This is a genomic window from Amycolatopsis sulphurea (assembly GCF_002564045.1).
Classification (GTDB): Bacteria; Actinomycetota; Actinomycetes; order Mycobacteriales; family Pseudonocardiaceae; genus Amycolatopsis; species Amycolatopsis sulphurea.
Genome location: NZ_PDJK01000002.1, coordinates 4,573,863 through 4,592,920 on the forward strand (window position 1 = coordinate 4,573,863; position 19,058 = coordinate 4,592,920).

General features: G+C 65.9%; 14 protein-coding genes, 2 tRNA genes and 1 pseudogene. 10 read left to right on the forward strand and 7 right to left on the reverse strand.

The genetic code is table 11. The features are described 5' to 3' along the window. Nucleotides 1-1,131: 1,131 nt before the first annotated feature. Nucleotides 1,132-1,956 (reverse strand): IS630 family transposase, encoded by an 825-nt coding sequence (locus tag ATK36_RS26995; protein WP_211292082.1) that lies wholly within the window; start codon nt 1,954-1,956, stop codon nt 1,132-1,134. Nucleotides 1,957-2,121: 165 nt separating this feature from the next. Here ATK36_RS26995 and ATK36_RS27000 point away from each other — a divergent pair, with 165 nt between their 5' ends. After that, the gene (locus tag ATK36_RS27000) at nt 2,122-3,216 is read left to right on the forward strand and encodes an IS701 family transposase (RefSeq protein WP_170070059.1); all 1,095 of its coding nucleotides are present in this window, start codon (nt 2,122-2,124) and stop codon (nt 3,214-3,216) included. A gap of 5 nt (nt 3,217-3,221) precedes the next feature. Here the strand turns inward: ATK36_RS27000 and ATK36_RS33945 are convergent, their stop codons facing one another. From ATK36_RS33945 to ATK36_RS27015, 3 genes are all read right to left on the reverse strand, one after another. Next, entirely contained in the window at nt 3,222-3,692 is a 471-nt protein-coding gene (locus ATK36_RS33945) for a COG3415 family protein (RefSeq protein WP_245915219.1), read from the reverse strand. Nucleotides 3,693-3,828: 136 nt separating this feature from the next. Further along, entirely contained in the window at nt 3,829-4,419 is a 591-nt protein-coding gene (locus ATK36_RS27010; RefSeq protein ID WP_098514040.1) for a transposase, read from the reverse strand. After that, nucleotides 4,362-4,811 carry a winged helix-turn-helix domain-containing protein gene (locus tag ATK36_RS27015; RefSeq protein ID WP_098514041.1) on the reverse strand — a complete coding sequence of 150 codons (450 nt, stop codon included), beginning with the start codon at nt 4,809-4,811 and terminating at the stop codon, nt 4,362-4,364. Before ATK36_RS27015 ends, ATK36_RS27010 begins: the two co-directional genes overlap by 58 nt. A gap of 107 nt (nt 4,812-4,918) precedes the next feature. Between ATK36_RS27015 and ATK36_RS27020 the strand changes: the two genes are divergently transcribed. From ATK36_RS27020 to ATK36_RS27035, 5 genes and pseudogenes are all read left to right on the forward strand, one after another. Beyond that, on the forward strand, nt 4,919-5,881 hold the full coding sequence (locus tag ATK36_RS27020; protein WP_098514042.1) for an RHS repeat-associated core domain-containing protein: 963 nt from the start codon (nt 4,919-4,921) through the stop codon (nt 5,879-5,881). A 1-nt stretch (nt 5,882) separates the two neighbouring features. Further along, a complete protein-coding gene (locus tag ATK36_RS31745) occupies nt 5,883-6,293 on the forward strand; it encodes a hypothetical protein (protein ID WP_141544550.1) in 411 nt (136 codons plus the stop codon). A 291-nt stretch (nt 6,294-6,584) separates the two neighbouring features. Beyond that, a pseudogene (locus ATK36_RS27025) lies at nt 6,585-6,725 on the forward strand (IS5/IS1182 family transposase); the annotation flags it as partial. 462 nt (nt 6,726-7,187) lie between these two features. Further along, on the forward strand, nt 7,188-7,940 hold the full coding sequence (locus ATK36_RS27030; protein ID WP_245914325.1) for a transposase family protein: 753 nt from the start codon (nt 7,188-7,190) through the stop codon (nt 7,938-7,940). 10 nt (nt 7,941-7,950) lie between these two features. Then, nucleotides 7,951-9,099 (forward strand): Dyp-type peroxidase, encoded by a 1,149-nt coding sequence (locus tag ATK36_RS27035; RefSeq protein WP_098514043.1) that lies wholly within the window; start codon nt 7,951-7,953, stop codon nt 9,097-9,099. A 128-nt stretch (nt 9,100-9,227) separates the two neighbouring features. Here ATK36_RS27035 and ATK36_RS27040 read toward each other — a convergent pair whose 3' ends face one another. After that, complete coding sequence (locus ATK36_RS27040; RefSeq protein WP_170069925.1) at nt 9,228-9,683, reverse strand: MarR family transcriptional regulator; 456 nt, start codon at nt 9,681-9,683, stop codon at nt 9,228-9,230. Between the two features lie 355 nt (nt 9,684-10,038). Here ATK36_RS27040 and ATK36_RS27045 point away from each other — a divergent pair, with 355 nt between their 5' ends. Further along, complete coding sequence (locus ATK36_RS27045) at nt 10,039-11,451, forward strand: FAD-binding oxidoreductase (protein WP_098514045.1); 1,413 nt, start codon at nt 10,039-10,041, stop codon at nt 11,449-11,451. Then, complete coding sequence (locus tag ATK36_RS27050) at nt 11,448-11,945, forward strand: DUF1059 domain-containing protein (RefSeq protein ID WP_098514046.1); 498 nt, start codon at nt 11,448-11,450, stop codon at nt 11,943-11,945. Before ATK36_RS27045 ends, ATK36_RS27050 begins: the two co-directional genes overlap by 4 nt. Before the next feature lie 132 nt (nt 11,946-12,077). Here ATK36_RS27050 and ATK36_RS27055 read toward each other — a convergent pair. Then, nucleotides 12,078-12,151: transfer RNA gene (locus ATK36_RS27055), tRNA-Pro, on the reverse strand. 85 nt (nt 12,152-12,236) lie between these two features. Here ATK36_RS27055 and ATK36_RS27060 point away from each other — a divergent pair. Beyond that, nucleotides 12,237-12,310, forward strand: a tRNA-Gly gene (locus tag ATK36_RS27060). On the opposite strand, the gene ATK36_RS27065 is transcribed toward ATK36_RS27060, so the two are convergent. Beyond that, entirely contained in the window at nt 12,262-16,776 is a 4,515-nt protein-coding gene (locus ATK36_RS27065; RefSeq protein ID WP_245915397.1) for a HAMP domain-containing protein, read from the reverse strand. The genes ATK36_RS27060 and ATK36_RS27065 overlap by 49 nt on opposite strands. Nucleotides 16,777-17,159: 383 nt before the next feature. Here ATK36_RS27065 and ATK36_RS27070 point away from each other — a divergent pair, with 383 nt between their 5' ends. Beyond that, nucleotides 17,160-18,695: a SpoIIE family protein phosphatase gene (locus tag ATK36_RS27070; protein WP_098514047.1), complete on the forward strand. Its 1,536-nt coding sequence runs from the start codon at nt 17,160-17,162 to the stop codon at nt 18,693-18,695. The last annotated feature ends 363 nt before the right edge of the window (nt 18,696-19,058 follow it).

Sequence of the window (19,058 nt, forward strand, 5' to 3'; positions counted from 1 at the left end):
TCGGGGCAGTTCAGTGAGGCCGTGGAACTATGGAAGCGTTGAAGCTGAGATTTCTTGAGCGGGAAGTTAGGTACTTCCCAGCGGGGGCAGCTTATTCGGCCGGGCGAGCCGATCGGAAACTTCAATGAATCAGATGATCGGCTGCTTGTGAATCATCCCCGGCTGCGTCGTTTCTTGATCAGGATCTTGCCGAACCGGCCACTAGGATGCTTCTACCTTCATTGGAGCGATGGGACGGATCTGGCTGCGCTCGATGGCCGCATCCTTTCGGGTTCTGTGGAAGATTCTGACTTCGCTGGTGCCGTCGTCGGAGAAGCCGTTGGTAGCAGCCATATGGCGTGTGGAGTACAGTTTCGAATAGTCGAGAACAATTCGGTGGTGCCGCTGTTCGCTGACACTCTTTCCCGGTCTCGCGCTCATGCATACAACAAAGTCTGCCCGGCCTGTGGCAAGCAAATATACGCTAGCATACTGGAATTTATTGGGTCTTGATCCCAAGGGGTTCAGTGGGGGGGGCGGAAAGCAGATTATCTTTGCGTGAGGCAGGCCTCAAGAGTGGTCTCGGTGGAGAGGTTTTCTTGAGAGGTGAGATAATGGCACTGGGCGCTGTGGAAAAGCAGCACTCGTCAGCCATTTTGGTAGACGATGTCAGTAACCGGGATTCACGGTGAGCTTTAGTGGAGAACCAACAACTACTATGATCGCCTTCTGTCGTCACGACTCGGCGGCATACTGATGCAGAGAGAATCCATTGCTGGTGAGGTTCTTTTCGTTATTGAGTCGATCACAGGGGTTGTGTACATTGATCTGGCGATCGCGCACGGTGTCGAGGCCTATATTCCGGGAATTCGAGACAAGATCGTCCATTTTCTGCGGTTCTTCGCGGAGTAGGACCAATGGAGAAATTTCGTAAAACTCAGCAATCTTGCAGTTCATTTTAACCCGGAAGGTTTCGGTGATACCTTGGCCGCACCTCTGCGCCGCGAGGACATTGATGGTGATCTTGAAGATCTGGTGGATATACTTGGCGATCTTCGGTATGCGCCGGCCGACTATGCGGTTTTCAGCTATCTGAAGAGAGTTGTTCTACGGGAGTACTCGCCGTACTGCAGTACTAGTAGATCGTCGCCGTTAGGTCTTGGGGTATAGGTGGCGGTGTTTGATGCGGGCGTCGGTGGTGGTGAACTGCCAGTGGACTTGGCGTTGGTCGGTGTTGGTGGCGGTCTGCCATGCGGTGAGTTCGGTGTTGAGGGTGTCGAGGTCGTTGATGCGGCGGTCGAGGCATTGGCGGGCCTGTGCGGAGAGTTCGATTTCGGCGATGTTGAGCCAGGACCTGTGTTTGGGGGTGTGGTGGATCTCCAGGCGTTGGGCCAGCGCGAAGGCCTCGTCGGGTTCGAAGGCCTCGTAGAGTGATCCGATCGAATGGGTGTTGAGGTTGTCCATGACCAGCACCATGGTCTTGGCGTCGGGGTAGTCCACGGTCAGTAGGTGCTTGACCTGCCCGGCCCAGTCGATCTTGGTTCGCTGGGACAGGGCGTGGACGCGGCGCCATCCGCGCAGGGGTTCGACCCACACGAAGATCGAGCAGGTGCCGCATCGGACGTACTCGTTGTCTTCCTTGTGGTCATGTCCGGGCTCGGCGGGGATGGGGTCGCGGACCTGGCCGAGGAGTTGGTAGGGCTTCTCGTCCATGCAGACCACTGGCCTGGCTGGGTCGTAGGGCCGGGCGTAGACCGCGAGGACGTTTTCCATCGCTGCGGCGAAGGCCGCGTTCGCCTTCGGTGGGATGGTCCAGCACTTCTTCAGATGAGGACGCAGTTCCGTTTTTTTTAGGACCCGGCCGATGGTGGAGTGGTCCAGGTCAGGGATGTCCTCGGTGAGCACGGCGTGCTTTTCCAGCAGTCGTAGCGACCACCGGGCATAACCCTCGGGTGGCTGCGAGCACGCCAGGGCGATTAGTACGGCAGCCGCAGTGTGTGACCTTGCGGCGTGTCGTGGTCATGAAAGCGGCCACCGCGTGATCGGCTTCAAGGTGTGTTGGATCTCGAAGAGGACGCGGTGGCCGCGTCGTGGACTGTATCTGATGATCGTCTTGCTTGGTGGCGGGCTGGGTTTGATGACGTGTTCGCGCTGGTGGCCGGGCGTTTCGCTCAGGCGGACTCGCGGCGGCGGGCGCGGATGTATGTGCTGGGGCTGTTGTCTGGGGCTGAGCGGAAGAATTCCTGGACGCTCGCGGAGCAGGCCGGTGACCTGACTCCTGACGGGATGCAGCGTCTGCTGAACTTCTACCGCTGGGACGCCGATGCCACGCGAGACGACATTCGCTCCTACGTGCTGCGGCATCTCGGTGATCCCGGCGGCGTGGTGGTGGCCGACGAGACCGGTTTTCTGAAGAAGGGCACCAAATCTGCCGGGGTGCAGCGGGAGTACTCCGGCACCGCCGGGCGGATCGAGAACTGCCAGCTCGGGGTGTTCCTGACCTACGTATCCCCGCGGGGACGGGCGTTGATCGACCGTGAACTCTACCTTCCCAAGTCCTGGACCGACGATCGGACACGCTGCGAGGAAGCCGGAATCGGTGATGCGGTCGACTTCGCGACCAAACCCGAGCTTGCTCAGCGGATGCTGGAACGGCTGCTCGACGCCGGCGCTGACGTCGAGTGGTTCACCGCCGATGAAGCCTACGGCGACAACCCCGGCCTGCGTTCCTGGTGCGAGCAGGCAGGGCTGAACTACGTCATGGCGATCTCCCGCGGCCATCGTTTCGACACCACAGCAGGGAAAGCGCGAGCCGATGACCTCGCCGCCGCCGCGCCCCGCAAAGGCTGGCAACGACTGTCCGCCGGTGAAGGCAGCAAAGGACACCGGCTCTACGACTGGCTGCTGATCGACCCCGCCACCCCCGGTGGACAGCAGCTACTGGTCCGCCGCTCGATCAGCAAACCCACCGAACTGGCCTACTACATCTGCCACACCACCTACCCGGCCCCGATCGCCGAACTCGTCCGCGTCGCCGGAAGCCGGTGGGCAGTCGAGGAAACGTTCCAGTTCGCCAAGAACGAGACCGGCCTGGACCACTACCAGGTCCGCAAATACCACGCCTGGTACCGGCACATCACCCTGTCCATGCTCGCTGCCGCGTTCCTCACCGCCACCGCCCACGCCGAACGTCTCCGTGACGAAAAAGGGGCAGCGCAGCGCAGGAAGAACACCTAATCCCCTTATCCTGCAATGAACTCAGACGACTCTGGGCCACTCTCACCGACCCCGCCCACCCCGAAGCCCACACCGATCACTGGTCGCTGTGGCGACGACGCCACCAAACCCGCGCCCGCCACAGCCACTACCAGCGACAACGCACCAAACATCCCACACTGCGGCTGCCGTATTAGCCGGGCCTCGACCTCACCGGTGATCACCGAAGCCACCGGCGGATGCTCACGCTGCTTGCGCCCGATCGTGGCCAGCGCGTCGCCGTTGGTCTCGTCGAACCGCTTCGCGATCGCCAACACGGTGTTCACCGAGATCCCGACCCGATCCGCGATCACCGCCCGATCAGCCACCGAGCCTGCGTTCTCATCCAGTTCCAGCAACACCCGAGCCCGCATGATCATCCGTGCTGGGTGAGCACCGGACGTGGTCAGCTTGATCAGGAACTCACGATCAGCAGCCGACAAACCGATCGTGAACACCTTCGGACGAGGCATCGTGAGGACATCCTCTCAGCAGCAGTCGTGAACTGCTGAGAACTCCTACACCAAATACATCCAGACTTAGCAGCGACACACTACTAGTGTTAAAGATCTTTCGGTTTTTGGGTGATCTTGGTCAGAGGGAAGGGCCGGTATGGTCAAGGAAAGCGAAGCACAGCTCATAGCTGCTGCCCACCCGCTCCAGGCCGGTCACGGCGGCGGCCTGGGCCTCATCGATCGTGTCCGGGCACAGGTTGGCCAACTCGATCGCTTTCACGTTGCCCCACATCATTTCCATCGGGTTGAGGTCGTGCGCGTATCCGGGCGGTGGCTCGACCCGCAACCATCGCGGCTGGGTGGCCAGCCACGCCGTCATGGCCGCCGAGCGGTGCGCGGGCAGCCCGTCCCAGATCAACGTGGCCGGTTGCCCGCCCAGATGCTCCCGCAGGTCGGTGAGGAACTCGATCAACGATTCGGTGTTGTAGGCGCCGTGGCGGGTCTGGAACACGAACGTGGCCTGGCTGCGGTCGGGCTGGTAGGCCAGCACGCCGGCCATCGACATCCGCTTCCAGGAAAACCGGTGGGTCAACACCGGAGTCTGGCCGCGTGGCGCCCAGGTCGACCTGACCACCGGCAACAGCGAGAACCCGCTCTCGTCCTGAAAGCAGATCACGGCTCCCCGGCGCCGGGCGCTTTTTTTATGCGCGGCCACTCGGTCCTCGCCCATTTATCGATGGCTTCGTCATCGCGTTCGACCGCGCGGCGAGCAGGGCGCTGGCTGCTCCAGCCCAACCGTTCACGCAGGATGGCCCAGGTCTGGGTGATGGAGTACCGCACCCCGGTGACCTGTTCGATCACCTCGACTACCCGCGCCAACGTCCACATGTCGGTGGAAAACCCGTTGTCCTTCGGTCCTTTCTTCAGTGCGACGGCCACCTCGGCTATCTGCTTGTCGGAGAGCCTGGGCAACCGTCCGGCACGACCGGTGCCAGCCAGCGCTGGGCGCCCACCCCCGGCCCATGCCCGGTACCAGCGGGAGGCCGTTTGTGCCGAGACTCCCAGTTCCGTCACCACGTCGACCTGCCGCTGGCCGCGATCGAACATCGCCGCAGCCCGCATGCGGCGCTCTCGCAATGCCTCGAAGTCACGGCGGGCAGCTACTTTTCTGCTGCGGCGGGGTTTGTGGTCTCGGCTTGCTGAGCGTGAAGGTTCTGACACGTCCGTGATTGTCCTACCAGGCAAGAGAGATCACCCGCAACGACTCACCCTATTACCGAAAGATCTTTAATACTGCTGCCGAGCTGTCTGGCTCCACCGTCACTGCTACGACCCTTACCGGTGGCCTGGATCAGGTCTTTGCGCGGACTGCTGGGGGTGGCACGCAGTCGCTGCTGACTGATCGTCTCGGCAGCACCGTCGCTGTATCGGATGGCAATGGCGCGGTGACGGGGGAGTATACGTATCAGCCCTTTGGCGGTACTACGCTCACCGGGACCGATGGTGCGAACCCGACTCGGTTCGCCGGCCGCGAGGATGAGGGGGGTGGGCTTTACTACAACCGCGCCCGGTATTACTCGACTGGTGAGCAGCGGTTCCTCAGCCGTGACCCGCTGGGGTTCGGTGGGGGCGATAGCAACCTCTACGCGTACGTTACGAACCGGCCGACTGATCTGGTCGATCCCCTCGGGACGAAGCCCCGGGACCAATCGCTCTCCGGCGCAGGGCGATCCAGCATGGGGGGCTGGGATCCCACCGATGGTTTCGACGCAGGGCCGGCCGACAACTACACTGCGGCAGGGCACGGGGTCCGGTACGGAGCTGGCAAAACTGCAGTAGGGAGTGACCGTGCGACCATGAACAACTTTGCCAATGTCCGCAATATCGGAATGCACGACGTCTTCGGTCACGGTACGAGAAATGGGTTCTCGAGATTTGACGGAGAGACGACCAATGCTGGACAGTTTGTCGACGCTATTCGGGCGAACCCTTCCTATCAAAGCGGTCAATCATGTCGTCTAATCGTTTGTCATTCCGGTGTATCGGGCGTTGGACAGCAGGTATCCGACGAGCTCGGTGTCCCGGTGCTCGCGCCGAATGGCCGGGTCGGGATCAGTAAAGTAAGTGAGGCAGGGGTCGAGCCGCAGGTGCAATACAATGCTGGTTGGACGTGGATTTTCCCGAAAGGATGAAATGATGATACTGAAACCGGTTGGCTTTTTTTCCGAGCTAGAGGAGCAAGCTGAATTCGAGACCTTTTCAGGATCGATTTTCGAGGCCGTCCGCGATCGTTTGCAGCCGCATGAAACGAAGATCATCAATTACCTTAAACGGGGCATTGGCCTATTTGATATCATGGAAGGAACCGATGATCCAGTTGCAGACGATGGATCTGGTGTTTCAGGTGGATCGTCACTGTTGACTGATGGAGTGTGGGTATGGCGACTCGATCTCCCGTATCTTGTCGAAAAGCATCACCTGGCGCTGGACGGTGAGTTCATTTCTCATGCGAGAAGTATGAACTATGCCATTCCGGAAATTCCGGACGAGGTTGCCTGTGATTTAGCGATAGAAGCTGCTAGAGAGATATATCACATGTCCTAAGGAATCTGGTTTCGGCTGAATGGCCGGGTCCGGTGCGCTGGTACGCGGCCGTCGAACTTGAGATCGAAGAGGAGCTGGGTTTCTACGAGGAAGCCATGCTACGTGACACAAGCACATGACAGAGTGAGTCGTCGTGATCGTGAGGGCTTGCGTCGCTTACGCGGGTTGTCCCCAGGGGAGTGCTGTGGCGGACCTTGCTCGGTGCGGCCGGGAGTGAGGTTCTGATTCTGAACATGATTAAGAGCGTGATCTTACGTGGTGATCAACGGTTGATATACGACGATCTTGGTCGTGGTTGATCGTTTATCGGTGCGCCTGGTGCCGGGCGAGTTGTGGGAGCTGGTGGAGCCGTTGATTCCGGTGTTCGCGGTGCGTCCGCAGGGCGGGGGGACCGCGCCGCTGGAGCCGCGGCAGGTGTTCACCGCGATCGTGTAGGTGCTGACCAGCGGGTGTGCGTGGCGGGTCTGCCGCCGTCGTTCGGGGTGCCGTTCCATGTCGCGCGAATGCTGAAACGGGTTTCCATCAGGATCGAACGCTTCGTAGTGATACGATGCCAGAATTCCGGCAGGTGTTTGATGAGCTGACGTCCTGGGCTGCGCAGGGTAAAAGTGTAGAGCGGCCGCTCGAGAGTAAGTGGCGCAACTGTGGTTGAGTTCGGTGTCCGGCCGCGGGTCTGACCCAGTAATCTGCCGAGGGTCGCTCGAGAAATGTGGTGATCGAGTTATCACCAAAGCGAGGGGGTCGCCGGGGTAAAGTCATGAGCAACTTCGATGCCATGAGGCTTATTCACGGCACCTGAGATTGCCGTTTCCGGCGTGTCAACATGAACGGCGGCCCGTTTATTGAGAGAATTGGGTTTCCACACTCAGTACTCACAAAAACGGACCGCCTAACATGTATCATACCACTGGACTTACCATCGAGCAGATCACCGACCTGTGCGGGTTGGTCGACATGGATACCACAGCTGAGCAGCGTAGGTGGCCACCGATTCTGGGCCTGTTCAACTCGGCGGTGATCGCGCTGACATACATGCGATGCAATCGGGTTCAGGCCGAACTGGCGGAAGCGTACGAGGTATCTCAACCGACAATCAGTCGTGCGATCACCGGAATGACGCCTCTGATAGAACGTGTTCTCAGGAAGTTCGTGCCGACGGCGGACGAATTGGACGACCAGACGCAGTACATCGTGGACGGAACCCTGCTGCCGTGCTGGTCATGGGCCGATCGCCCGGAGCTGTACTCCGGCAAGCACAAGACGACCGGCATGAACGTACAGATCGCTTGCACCCTTGACGGACGACTCGCGTGGATCTCCGATCCCATCGAAGGACGCCGGCACGACACGTACTGCCTGAAGGAATCCGGGGCGCTTCTGACTCTGAATCCGGACAACTGGATGGGCGACAAAGGATACGTGGGAAATTATATGCTCACCCCGATCAAGAAGCCGAAGCACCGCAAGCTCTTGGACTGGGAGAAGGAATTCAACACCCAGATCAACAAGATTCGCTACGTCATCGAGCAGACCATCGCCAACGTCAAAACCTGGAGGATCCTGCACGCCGACTACCGACGGCCCATTGAGACCTTCGCGGAAACCATCTCAACGGTAATCGCTCTGCACTTCTATGCGGCTGCCTGAATAACCCTCCATGGCTTGGATTGCCGGGGAGCGTACCGTGTGGTGGAAGACCAAAATCTCGCGAAGAACCCTCCTGGGATCCTCGCTCACGGCGACTGCCGCCAGCGGGGCGGCGTGTTCACAGGCCGCGGTCGAGCCGCGCCAACGGCGGGTACGGGGGCAGGGTGGTGTGGTCACTCCTCCTCCCAAAGCGACAGTGCTCTCGGCCTTTGATCTGCAAGTGCCGGACAAGGCGGGTTTGGCAGAGCTGTTCGAGCGTATGAGCCGAGTACCGGCGACGAACGCAGAAGTGACCCTGGCAGTCGGCGCATCGCTGTTCGACGGCCGGTTCGGGCTCAGTAAACAGAAGCCGCGTCGGCTGAGTGAAATGCCGGGGTTTCCCAACGACGTCCTCGATCCTGCGCGGTGCGGCGGCGACTTGCTCGTGCAAGTGTGCGCCACGGACGCACAGACGGCGCGCGAAGCGGCCGAGCACATCAAGATGGCGGCAGGCGTGAGTCCGAAGTGGAGCATCAACGGATTCCGCGACGAGAACTCGAACACCGCCGACGGGCGGCCGTCGACACGTGACCTCTTCGGGTTCCGTGAGGGGGCGGGGAATCCGGATCCCCGAGACACTGAGCTGATGGACCGGCTCGTCTGGGTGCAGCCGGGCGGGGACGAGCCGGCTTGGGCGGTCGGTGGCACGTATCAAGTCGTGCGGCTGATCCGGTTCGCGCCGTCGTTGTGGGATGCGGAGTCGGTGGCGCGGCAGGAAGCGGTGATCGGCCGGCGGAGGAGTGACGGGGCGCCGCTGGGGCAAGCGGGGGAGACCGCGGCGTTCGACTACGCGAATGACCAGAGTGGACAGACGATCGCGCTGGACGCGCACATCCGGCGGGCCAACCCCCGGACGCCGGGCACCGAAGAACATCGCATCCTGCGCCGCGGGTACTCCTACCGTCTGGACGGCGCGGAGCGTGACGAAGGGCTGGTCTTCATTTGCTTTCAGCAAGACCTGGAACGGGGGTTCGCCACCGTGCAGCGGCGCTTGAGCGGGCAGGCGCTCGACAAATACGTCCTGCCGTTCGGCGGTGGCTACTTCTTCGTGCTGCCCGGCGCGTCCGGGCGGGACGGTGACCACCTGGGCAAGGCGCTCCTTGCCGCCGCCGACGCCTGAGGCGGGCAGGATCAGCCGATCAAAAGGCCCGCAGCTCGCGGCAGACGCCCCGCCTCGGTTGCGTGATACACAGGCGCGCGCGGACCGGGCGGAAAATCGTTGACAGCAAGCCTGCGGCGAGTGCCTGGTCACGAGGCGATGTCGTCGTGCGGTTCGGGTTCGGGGTCGAGCAGGCGGGTGCTGGCCGCCTGAACGAACTGCATGATCGCGGTGCGCTGGCGCAGGTTGAGCTGTTCGGCGATGGGTTCGAGCCGGGTGGCGAACTCGTCGAGGATGCCGGTGATCCGCGCGGTGCCGGCGTCGGTGAGTTCGATGCGCAGCATCCGGCGGTCTCGGGGGTGCGGCAAGCGCGTGATCAGGCCGAGGTGACTGAGCTTGTCGAGCAGTTCGGTCATCGACGCGGTGGTGATTTCGAGCAGCGCGGCGAGTTCGGTCGGGCTTTGCGGGCCTGCCAGCCGCAGCGAGGCGAGAGTGGTCAGGGCGCTGGGGCTCAGTCCATGCCGGCGACTGGCGCGGGCCCGGAACCGTTCGCCCGCCAGCACGAGGTTCCGCACCGCCAGGGTGAACTCCGGGTGCTCTTCCATGATCATGAGGTTACCACGTTGCATGGCTACCATGTGATCGGGAAGCCATGCTATAGTCGCACAAGCTTGGGTCGTCATTCGTGGCGGCAGCCGACGTACACGAGGTCGTCCGCCGGCATGACCGCGGTCATGCCCATTCGGCGAGGAGACGGTCGTGTGCGGCAGATCATGGTCGGCGGACTGATCGCCGCCGAGAGCAGGACGCGCGACCCGCGGCCGGAGATCCGCCCGGGTCGAGACCGGTTCGATTCATCGGGTGCGGGACGGGAAGAACGGCCGCCCAGGATGGAAGGGCCATCCCGGGCTTCGGCGATTCCGGGTGGTCCGGCGCATCCTGAGCGGAAGGAACGCCGCCATGACCCAGACTGTCCGCTCCGCCGCCGAGCTGCGGTCCGCGGTGAAGGGGCCGGTGCTGGGCCCCGTCGATCCCGGCTATGACGAGGCCCGCTCGCTGTGGAACGGCGACATCGACCGCCGTCCGGCGTTGATCGCCCGGTGCACGTCGGCGGCCGACGTGGCCGCGGCGGTCAAGTTCGGCCGCGAGCGTGGGCTGGAGATCGCCGTGCGCGGCGGCGGCCACGCCTACAGCGGCACCGCGGCCTGCGACGACGGCTTGATGATCGACCTGAGCCGGTTGAACGCCGTCACGGTCGACCCGCAGGCGCGGACCGCGCAGGTCGGCGGCGGTGCGACGCTGGCGGATCTGGACGCGGCCACCCAGGCGCACGGCCTGGCCGTCACCGGCGGGGTGATCAGCCACACCGGTGTCGGCGGATTGACCCTCGGCGGCGGGATGGGATGGCTGTCCAGCGCGCTGGGACTGTCGCTGGACAACGTCGTCGGCGCCGAGGTCGTGCTCGCCGACGGACGGATCGTGCACGCCGGACCGGAGTCGGAACCCGACTTGTTCTGGGCGTTGCGGGGCGGGGGCGGGAACTTCGGCGTGGTCACCGAGTTCGTGTTCGCGCTGCACCCGATCGGCCGCGAGGTCCAGGTGGGACTGTTCTTCTGGGACCTCGCCCAAGGCCCCGCCGCGCTGCGGTTCTGCCGCGACTACATTCCGTCCCTGCCACGGCGGGCCGGTGTGCTGATCGCGGCGGGGCTGACCGCGCCGCCGCTGCCGTTCGTGCCAGAGCCGTTCCACGGCGTCGCCGGGCACGCCCTCGTAGTCGTCGGACTGGACACCGCCGAGGCGCACGCAGAGCTGATCGATCCGGTCCGCCGGGCAGTCCCGCCGGGATTCGAAGTGGTCTCCCCGATGCCGTACACCGCGTTGCAGCAGCTGCTCGACGACTCTTCCCCATGGGGCATCCTCGGCTACGAGAAAGCCGCCGACCTCGACGAGCTGTCCGACGAAGCGATCGCGGTGCTGGTCGAGGCGGCGGCGACCAAGGCGTCCCCGATGTCGTTCATGCCGATTTTCCGGCTGTCCGGTGCGTTCTGCGACGTCGGCCAGGACGCGACCGCCTTCGGTGGATCCCGAAAACCGCACTACGTCTGCAATCTCAACGCCGTCGCGCCCAGCCCGGATCTGCTCGCGGCCGACCGGGAATGGGTCCGCCGCACCTGGGCCGCGCTGAAGCCGCTCGCCAGCAACGCCGGCAGCTACGTCAACTTCCTTTCCGAACCCGACGCGGACCGGGTGCGCGCTTCCTACGGCCCGGCGACCTACGACCGGCTCGCGGCGATCAAAGCCCGCTACGACCCGGAGAATCTGTTCCACCGCAACGCCAACATCCGACCAGCACGCCAAGGAGGCGCAGCATGACCCGCAAGATCGCCGACTGCCGCGACATGCCCAGTGAGAGCGGCTGCACCCTCGCCATCACCGGCGAGGAAGAGGAAGTGGTAGCCGCTGCCGCCGCGCACGCCGCTACGGTCCATGGTCACACCGACAACGAAGAGCTCCGCGCCGCGATCCGCAACGACCTCCGGGACGCGCCGTCCGAGGCCGCGCCCGGTGGGTTCGTGCAGCTCATCGAGTTCCGCGCGGATGCCCAGGGGATGGAGCGCTTCGACGAGCTCGCCCAGCAGTGGAAACACGACATCGGAAGCGATCGCACCGCAGGCTGGTACCTCGTCGGAGCCGACCGCGACGAACCGGGCCGCTACGTGCAGATTGTGGAATTCCCCAGCTACGAGGACGCTATGTCCAATTCCAAGCACCCGGCCACCGGTCGGATAGCCGCCGGGATGAGCGAACTGGTCGACGGAGAGCCCAGCTACCGCAACCTCGACGTGGTCCGCGCAGAAACCCCCTGAGTCACCGAGAAAGGGCTCTGCCGCAAGCGAAAACGCCGAGCGTTGCCGCCGCACGCACGCGGCGGCCAAGCCCGGTGCGGGCACCCGGCGGCACGGAAATGGGGCTGAACCCGCAGGTTCAGCCCCTTTCGGTCGGGATGACAGGATTTGAACCTGCGACCCTCCGCTCCCAAAGCGGATGCGCTACCAAGCTGCGCCACATCCCGGTCCCCGCGGCGTTCCCCGGGGGGTGTGCCGGTCAGCCTAGCGCGCACGCTAAGCTGGGTCCGCTCCCGGGTCACCGAGGGCGCTGCGGGTGTAGCTCAATGGTAGAGCCCTAGTCTTCCAAACTAGCTACGCGGGTTCGATTCCCGTCACCCGCTCCATTCCGGCCCGGATCGCCGGGCCGGGCGCTCGAAGCGGCGTCCGCCTCCAGGCGGGCCGCGATCACATCCAGCAGCCGGTCGGTGTCGACCGGTTTGGTCAGGTAGTCGTCCGCGCCCGAGGCGAGGGTGCGTTCGCGGTCCTCCTCGGTGGCCTTCGCGGTCACGGCGATCACCGGCAGATCCTCGTGGGCGGCTTCGGCGCGGATGGCGGCGATGGTCGCGTTGCCGTCCAGCTCCGGCATCATCACGTCCATCAGCACCAGCGCGGTGTCCTCGTGCCGCTCCAGCGCGCGGATCCCGGCCACCCCGGTGTCCGCGTAGATGACCTCCAGGCCGGCCTGTTCCAGCACCGCGGCGAGGGCGAAGACGTTGCGCAGATCGTCGTCCACGATCAGCACCTTCTCGCCGTCGAAACGCTTGGGCGCGCTGTCGGGCTCGGAGACGGTGATCGTGCTCGGCAGGACCGGCAGCTTCGGGGTGGGGCGCACCGGCACGGTGGGTGCGATCAGGTTCGCCGCACCGACCGGCAGGAACAGCGTGAACGTGCTGCCACGCCCGGGTGTGCTCTGCACCCGCAGCTCGCCGCCGAGCAGCTCGGTCAGCTCCTGGCTGATCGACAGGCCGAGACCGGTGCCGCCGTACTTGCGGCTGGTCGTGCCGTCGGCCTGGTGGAACGCGTCGAAGATGATCGCCAGTTTTCCTTCCGGAATGCCGATCCCGGTGTCCTCCACGGCGAACGCGATGATGCCCGCGGCCGCCTTCAGCGCCTCCTGCTCGACTTCCTCCGGCTCGGCGGTGCGGATGTGCAGCCGCACGCCGCCCTCGTCGGTGAACTTCGCGGCGTTGGACAGCAGATTGCGCAGCACCTGCTGCAGCCGGTGCTCGTCGGTGTGCACGCTGCCGGGCACCGGCGGGTCGATCCGCACCGCGAACTCCAGGCCTTTGTCCGCGGTCAGCGGGCGGCACAGCGATTCCACGTAGTTCACCAGCTCCTGCAGCGTCACGTCGGACATCTGCAGGTCCAGCCGGCCCGCCTCGACCTTCGCCAGGTCCAGGATGTCGTTGATCAGCTGCTGCAGATCGCTGCCCGCGGCGTAGATCGTCCGGGCGAACTGGATCTGCTTCTCGGTGAGATTGCCCTCCGGGTTCTCCGACAGCAGCTTCGCCAGGATCAGCGCGCTGTTGAGCGGCGTGCGCAGCTCGTGCGACATGTTCGCCATGAACTCGGTCTTGTACTGCGAGGCCACGGTCAGCTGCCCGGCGCGCTCCTCCAGTTCCTGGCGCGCCTGCTCGATCTCGATGTTCTTGACCTCGATGTCGCGGTTCTGCTGCGCCAGCAGCGCGGCCTTCTCCGCCAGCTCGGTGTTCGACCGGCGCAGCTCGCCCTGCTGGGCCTGCAGCTGCTCCGAACGCGCCCGCAGCTCCTGGGCCAGCCGCTGCGATTCGGTCAGCAGCGCCTCGGTGCGCGAGTTCGACAGGATCGTGTTCACGTTCACGCCGATCGTGTGCCGCAGCTGCTCCAGCAGATCCAGGTGCACGGGGGAGAACCCGTTCACCGAAGCCAGTTCCAGCACGCCCAGCACCTCGCCCTGGAACAGCACGGGCAGCACGATCACGTGCACCGGCGGCGCCGAGCCGATCCCGGAGGAGACCCGGGTGTAGTCCGGCGGGGCCTCGGTGACCAGGATCGTCCGGCGGTCCACCGCGGCCTGCCCGATCAGCGATTCGCCGAGCCGGAAGCGCAGGCCGGTCCGGGCCTGCGCGAGCCCGTAGGTGCCGATGCAGTCCAGTGACGGGCCGCCCTCGCCGCCCTCGTCCTCGTGCGCGATGAAGAACGCGCCCTGCTGCGCGCTCACCAGCGGGGCCAGCTCGGACAGGATCAGCGTGGCCACCGAGGACAGATCGCGGTGCCCCTGCATCCGGCCGGACAGCCGGGCCAGGTTGGTCTTGAGCCAGTCCTGTTCGCGGTTGGCCGAGGTGGTCTCCTTGAGGTTCGCGATCATCTGGTTGATGTTGTCCTTGAGCTCGGCCAGCTCGCCGGACGCGTCCACGGTGATGTGCCGGGTCAGGTCGCCCGCGGTGACCGCGGTGGCGACCACGCCGATCGCCCGCACCTGGGTGGTCAGGTTGCCGGCCAGCTGGTTCACGCTCTCGGTGAGCCGCTTCCAGGTGCCGGACACGCCCTCGACCTCGGCCTGCCCGCCCAGCTTCCCCTCGGTGCCCACCTCGCGGGCCACCCGGGTGACCTCCGCGGCGAACGCGGAGAGCTGGTCGACCATCGTGTTCATGGTGGTCTTGAGCTCGAGGACCTCGCCGCGGGCGTCCACGTCGATCTTGCGGGACAGGTCGCCGCGCGCGACCGCCGTGGTGACCTGCGAGATGTTGCGCACCTGGCTGGTCAGGTTGTGCGCCATGAAGTTGACGTTCTCGGTCAGGTCCTTCCAGGTCCCGGCGACGCCGGGGACGCGGGCCTGGCCGCCGAGGATGCCCTCGGTGCCGACCTCGCGGGACACGCGGGTGACCTCGTCGGCGAACGCGCGCAGCGTCTCGACCATCCCGTTCAGCGTCTCCGCGAGCGCGGCGACCTCGCCCTGCGCGTCGATGGAGATCTTCTTCGACAGGTCGCCGTTGGCCACCGCGCTCGCCATCGTGGCGATGCTGCGCACCTGCACGGTGAGGTTGTCGGCCATGACGTTGACGTTGTCGGTGAGGTCCTTCCAGGTCCCGGCGACGCCGGGGACGCGGGCCTGGCCGCCGAGACGGCCTTCGGTGCCGACCTCGCGCGAGACCCGGGTGACTTCGTCGGCGAAGGCCGACAGCTGGTCGACCATGATGTTGAGGGTGTTCTTGAGTTCGAGGATTTCGCCGCGGGCGTCGACGGTGATCTTCTGGGTCAGATCGCCCTTCGCCACCGCGGAGGTGACCTGGGCGATGTTGCGCACCTGGCCGGTGAGGTTGCTGCCCATCAGGTTGACGTTGTCGGTGAGGTCCTTCCAGGTCCCCGCCACGCCCGGCACGGTGGCCTGACCGCCCAGCTTCCCCTCCGTGCCGACTTCGCGGGCCACGCGGGTGACTTCGTCGGCGAAGGCGGAGAGCTGGTCGACCATCGTGTTCAGCGTCGTCTTGAGTTCGAGAATCTCCCCGCGCGCATCGACGGCGATCTTCTTCGTCAGGTCGCCGCGCGCGACCGCGGTGGCCACCTGCGCGATGTTGCGGACCTGCGCGGTGAGGTTGTTCGCCATGAAGTTCACGGAGCCGGTGAGGTCGCGCCAGGTGCCGGCGACGCCGGGGACGGTGGCCTGACCGCCCAGCTGGCCCTCTGTGCCGACTTCGCGGGCTACGCGGGTGACTTCGTCGGCGAAGGCGGAGAGCTGGTCGACCATCGTGTTCATGGTGGTCTTGAGTTCGAGGATTTCGCCGCGGGCGTCGACGGTGATCTTCTGGGTCAGATCGCCCTTCGCCACAGCGGTGGTCACGTGCGAGATGTTCCGCACCTGATCGGTGAGGTTGTCCGCCATCTGGTTCACGGAGTCGGTGAGCCCACGCCAAGTTCCGGCCGCGCCGGGCACCTCGGCCTGACCGCCGAGCCGTCCTTCGTTGCCGACTTCGCGCGCCACACGGGTGACTTCGTCGGCGAAGGCGGACAGCTGGTCGACCATCGTGTTCAACGTGGTCTTCAGCTGCAGGATCTCCCCGCGCGCGTCCACGTCGATCTTCTTCGTCAGATCGCCCGCGGCCACCGCGGTGGCCACCTGGGAGATGTTGCGGACCTGGTCGGTGAGGTTGTCCGCCATCAGGTTCACCGAATCGGTGAGGTCGCGCCAGGTCCCGGCGACGCCGGGGACGCGGGCCTGGCCGCCCAGGCGTCCTTCGCTGCCGACCTCGCGGGAGACCCGGGTGACCTCGTCGGCGAACGAGGACAGCTGGTCGACCATCGTGTTGATGGTGTTCTTCAGCTCCAGGATCTCGCCGCGGGCGTCCACGTTGATCTTCTGCGTCAGGTCGCCGCGGGCCACCGCCGTGGTCACCTGGGCGATGTTGCGTACCTGCTCGGTGAGGTTGTCGGCGAGGAAGTTGACCGAATCGGTCAGGTCGCGCCAGGTGCCGGTGACGCCGGGCACCTCGGCCTTCCCGCCCAGCCTGCCCTCGCCGGCGATCTCGCGGGAGAGCCGGATGACCTCCGCGGCGAACCGGGACAGCTGCGCGAGCAGGCCGTTCACCGTCTTCGCCAGCTCCGCGTACTGCCCGCGCAGCGGACGGCCGTCCAGCTGCAGCGCCATCGGCTGGGACAGATCGCCCTCGGCCACCGCGCCGAGCACCCGGTCCAGCTCCACCACCGGCCTGCTGACGTCCTCCACCAGGCCGTTCACCGTCTCCACCGCGGTGGCCCAGCCGCCGGGGCCGATCTCGGCGCGCACCCGTTCGGTGAGCCGCCCCTCCTGGCCCACCGCGCCGCGCACCCGCATCAGCTCGGTGACCAGCCGCTGGTTGCGCTCGGCGATGTCGTTGAACGCGGACGCGAGCCGGGCGGTGAGGCCGTCGCCGTGCGCGACGAAGCGGCGCCGGAAGTTGCCGTCCGCGAGGTCGTGCACCGCGGCCAGCAGCCGTTCCAGTGCGGCTTCCTCGCCCGGCGGGACCTCGTCCGCCCCGGTGCCGCCGGTCTGCCCTGGCGCCCGCCGCGAACTGCTTGTCATGTCTGCCGACCTTCCCACCACGCGTGTGCCAGCCATGGTCGTCGACCCAGCGTGCCACGGTTCGCCCTACACTTCGACCCAGTCCGCCCGCGCACGCTGTGCCAACCTTGAAGGACGAGGACCGCGAGGTCGACCCGGAGGCAGGAGGTTCGTGCATGGTGTCACGGCCCGCTCCGGCGTCGGCCCTGCCACCCGGCGCTGAGCTGCCCGAGCACGCCGGCTTCTGGCGTGCGGCGCTGGACGCCGTGCGCGACCCGGTGTTCGTGCGGGACCCGGCGGGGGCCCTGCGCTGGGCCAACACGGCCGGTGAACGGCTCGCGGCGGGGGCTTCCCCGGAGTTCGTGAACGTGACCGAGACCACGGGGAAGATAGGCGCCGGCGGCGTGCTGCGCCCGGCCCGGATCGGTGCGCTGCCCGGCGGCTGGCAGGCGTGGACGCTGCACGAGGGCGGTGGCCGCCGCCGTCCGGAGGATTTCCTCGCCGAGGCAGGACCGAAACTCGCCGCGGCGCGCGGCCGGCACGGCACCGCGCGGCTGATCGCCGAGCTGGCCGCGCCCGCGCTCGGCGACTGCGTGTTCGTGCTGCTGCCCACGACCCGTGGCCGTTGGGAGTGGTGGAGCAGCGGCGCCGGCACACCCGGGCACGGCCGGATCCGGCGGGTGCCCGCGCAGGCGGCGCCGGTGCTGGCCGGCGCCTTCGCGGCGACGTCGCGTCCCGAGGTCCGTGCGGTACCCGGCAGCGAGATCGACGCGCTGCCGTCGGTGGTCGCGGAGCAGTTCCAGGCGCACAGCGAGGTGTCGGTCACCTCGTTCGGCGGGCACGACGTGCCCGGCGCGGTACTGGTCGGGCGCCGGAGTGAGCCGGTGTTCGGCTCGGCGCAGCCGCGGGCGATCGAGGGCTTCGCGGAGGCGGCGGGCACCGCCCTCGCCAACGCGCACCGGTTCGCGTTGCAGGAGGAAGCGACCCGTGGGCTCGAATCCACGCTGCGCCCGTCCCCGCCGGCCCGGGTGGAGGGCGCGAACTTCGAGCTGTGGTACGAGCCCGCGGCCGGGGTGCTGGGCGTCGGCGGCGACTTCTACGACGTGCTGCGTCGCGAGGACGGAAGCGCGTTCGTGGTGGTCGGCGACATCTGCGGCAAGGGCGCCGAAGCGGCCGCGCTCACCGGCCGGGTCCGGCATTCCCTGGCCGCACTGCACCTCGTCGAGCGCGACGGCCGTACTCTGCTGCGGCTGCTGAACGAACTGCTCATCGCGGGCGGCAGCAACCGGTTCGCCACGCTGGTGCTCGGCTCGGTCGCCGCCGCGGAGTCCGGGCTCGACGTCACGCTCGCCTCCGGCGGGCACCCGGCGCCCCTCGTCCTGCGCCGCGGTGGCGGGGTCGAGGAGGTCAGCGTGCCCGGCACGCTCGTCGGCATCTCGCCGCAGGCGAGGTTCGCCGAAGCGACCACGCACCTGGACGAGGGCGACATCTGCCTGCTCTACACCGACGGCGTCACCGAAGCCCGCAACCGCACCGAGTCGACCGAACTCTTCGGCGACGAACGGCTGTTCACGGTGCTCGAATCCTGCGTGGGGCTGCCCGCACGGGAGGTGGTGGCCCGGCTGCGCGAGGCGGTGCGGGAGTGGCTCGGCAATTCCGGCCACGACGACATCGCCGTACTGGCTATCGAGGCGGCTCCGCGCGCTGAATGACGGGCACGGCTTGACGTGCTTTTTGATGCGGTGAACGACGCGGTTTGATGCGGTGAACGACGCGGTGATTGATCCGGTGGGTCAGCGGGTACCTCCGGGGCGTCCGGCAGGTGGTTCGGCCGGGCGGATGGTGTGGGGCTGGGGGGCTGCCGGTGCCTTTGTCGTTGTCCCTTTTGTCGTTGTCACCGTTGTTTGTTGCCGTGTCGATGGTGCCGCGTTGTCGTCGCGGCGCTGCCGTCGCAGCGTTGGTGCTGCAGTGTTGCTGCCGCAGTGTTGCCGTTGTGCCGGACGATGGTGTCCTGCGTGGTCGCTGGGGTCGTTTCCGGCGCTGTGAACCACCCGGTCGGCTGACGACGGACAACG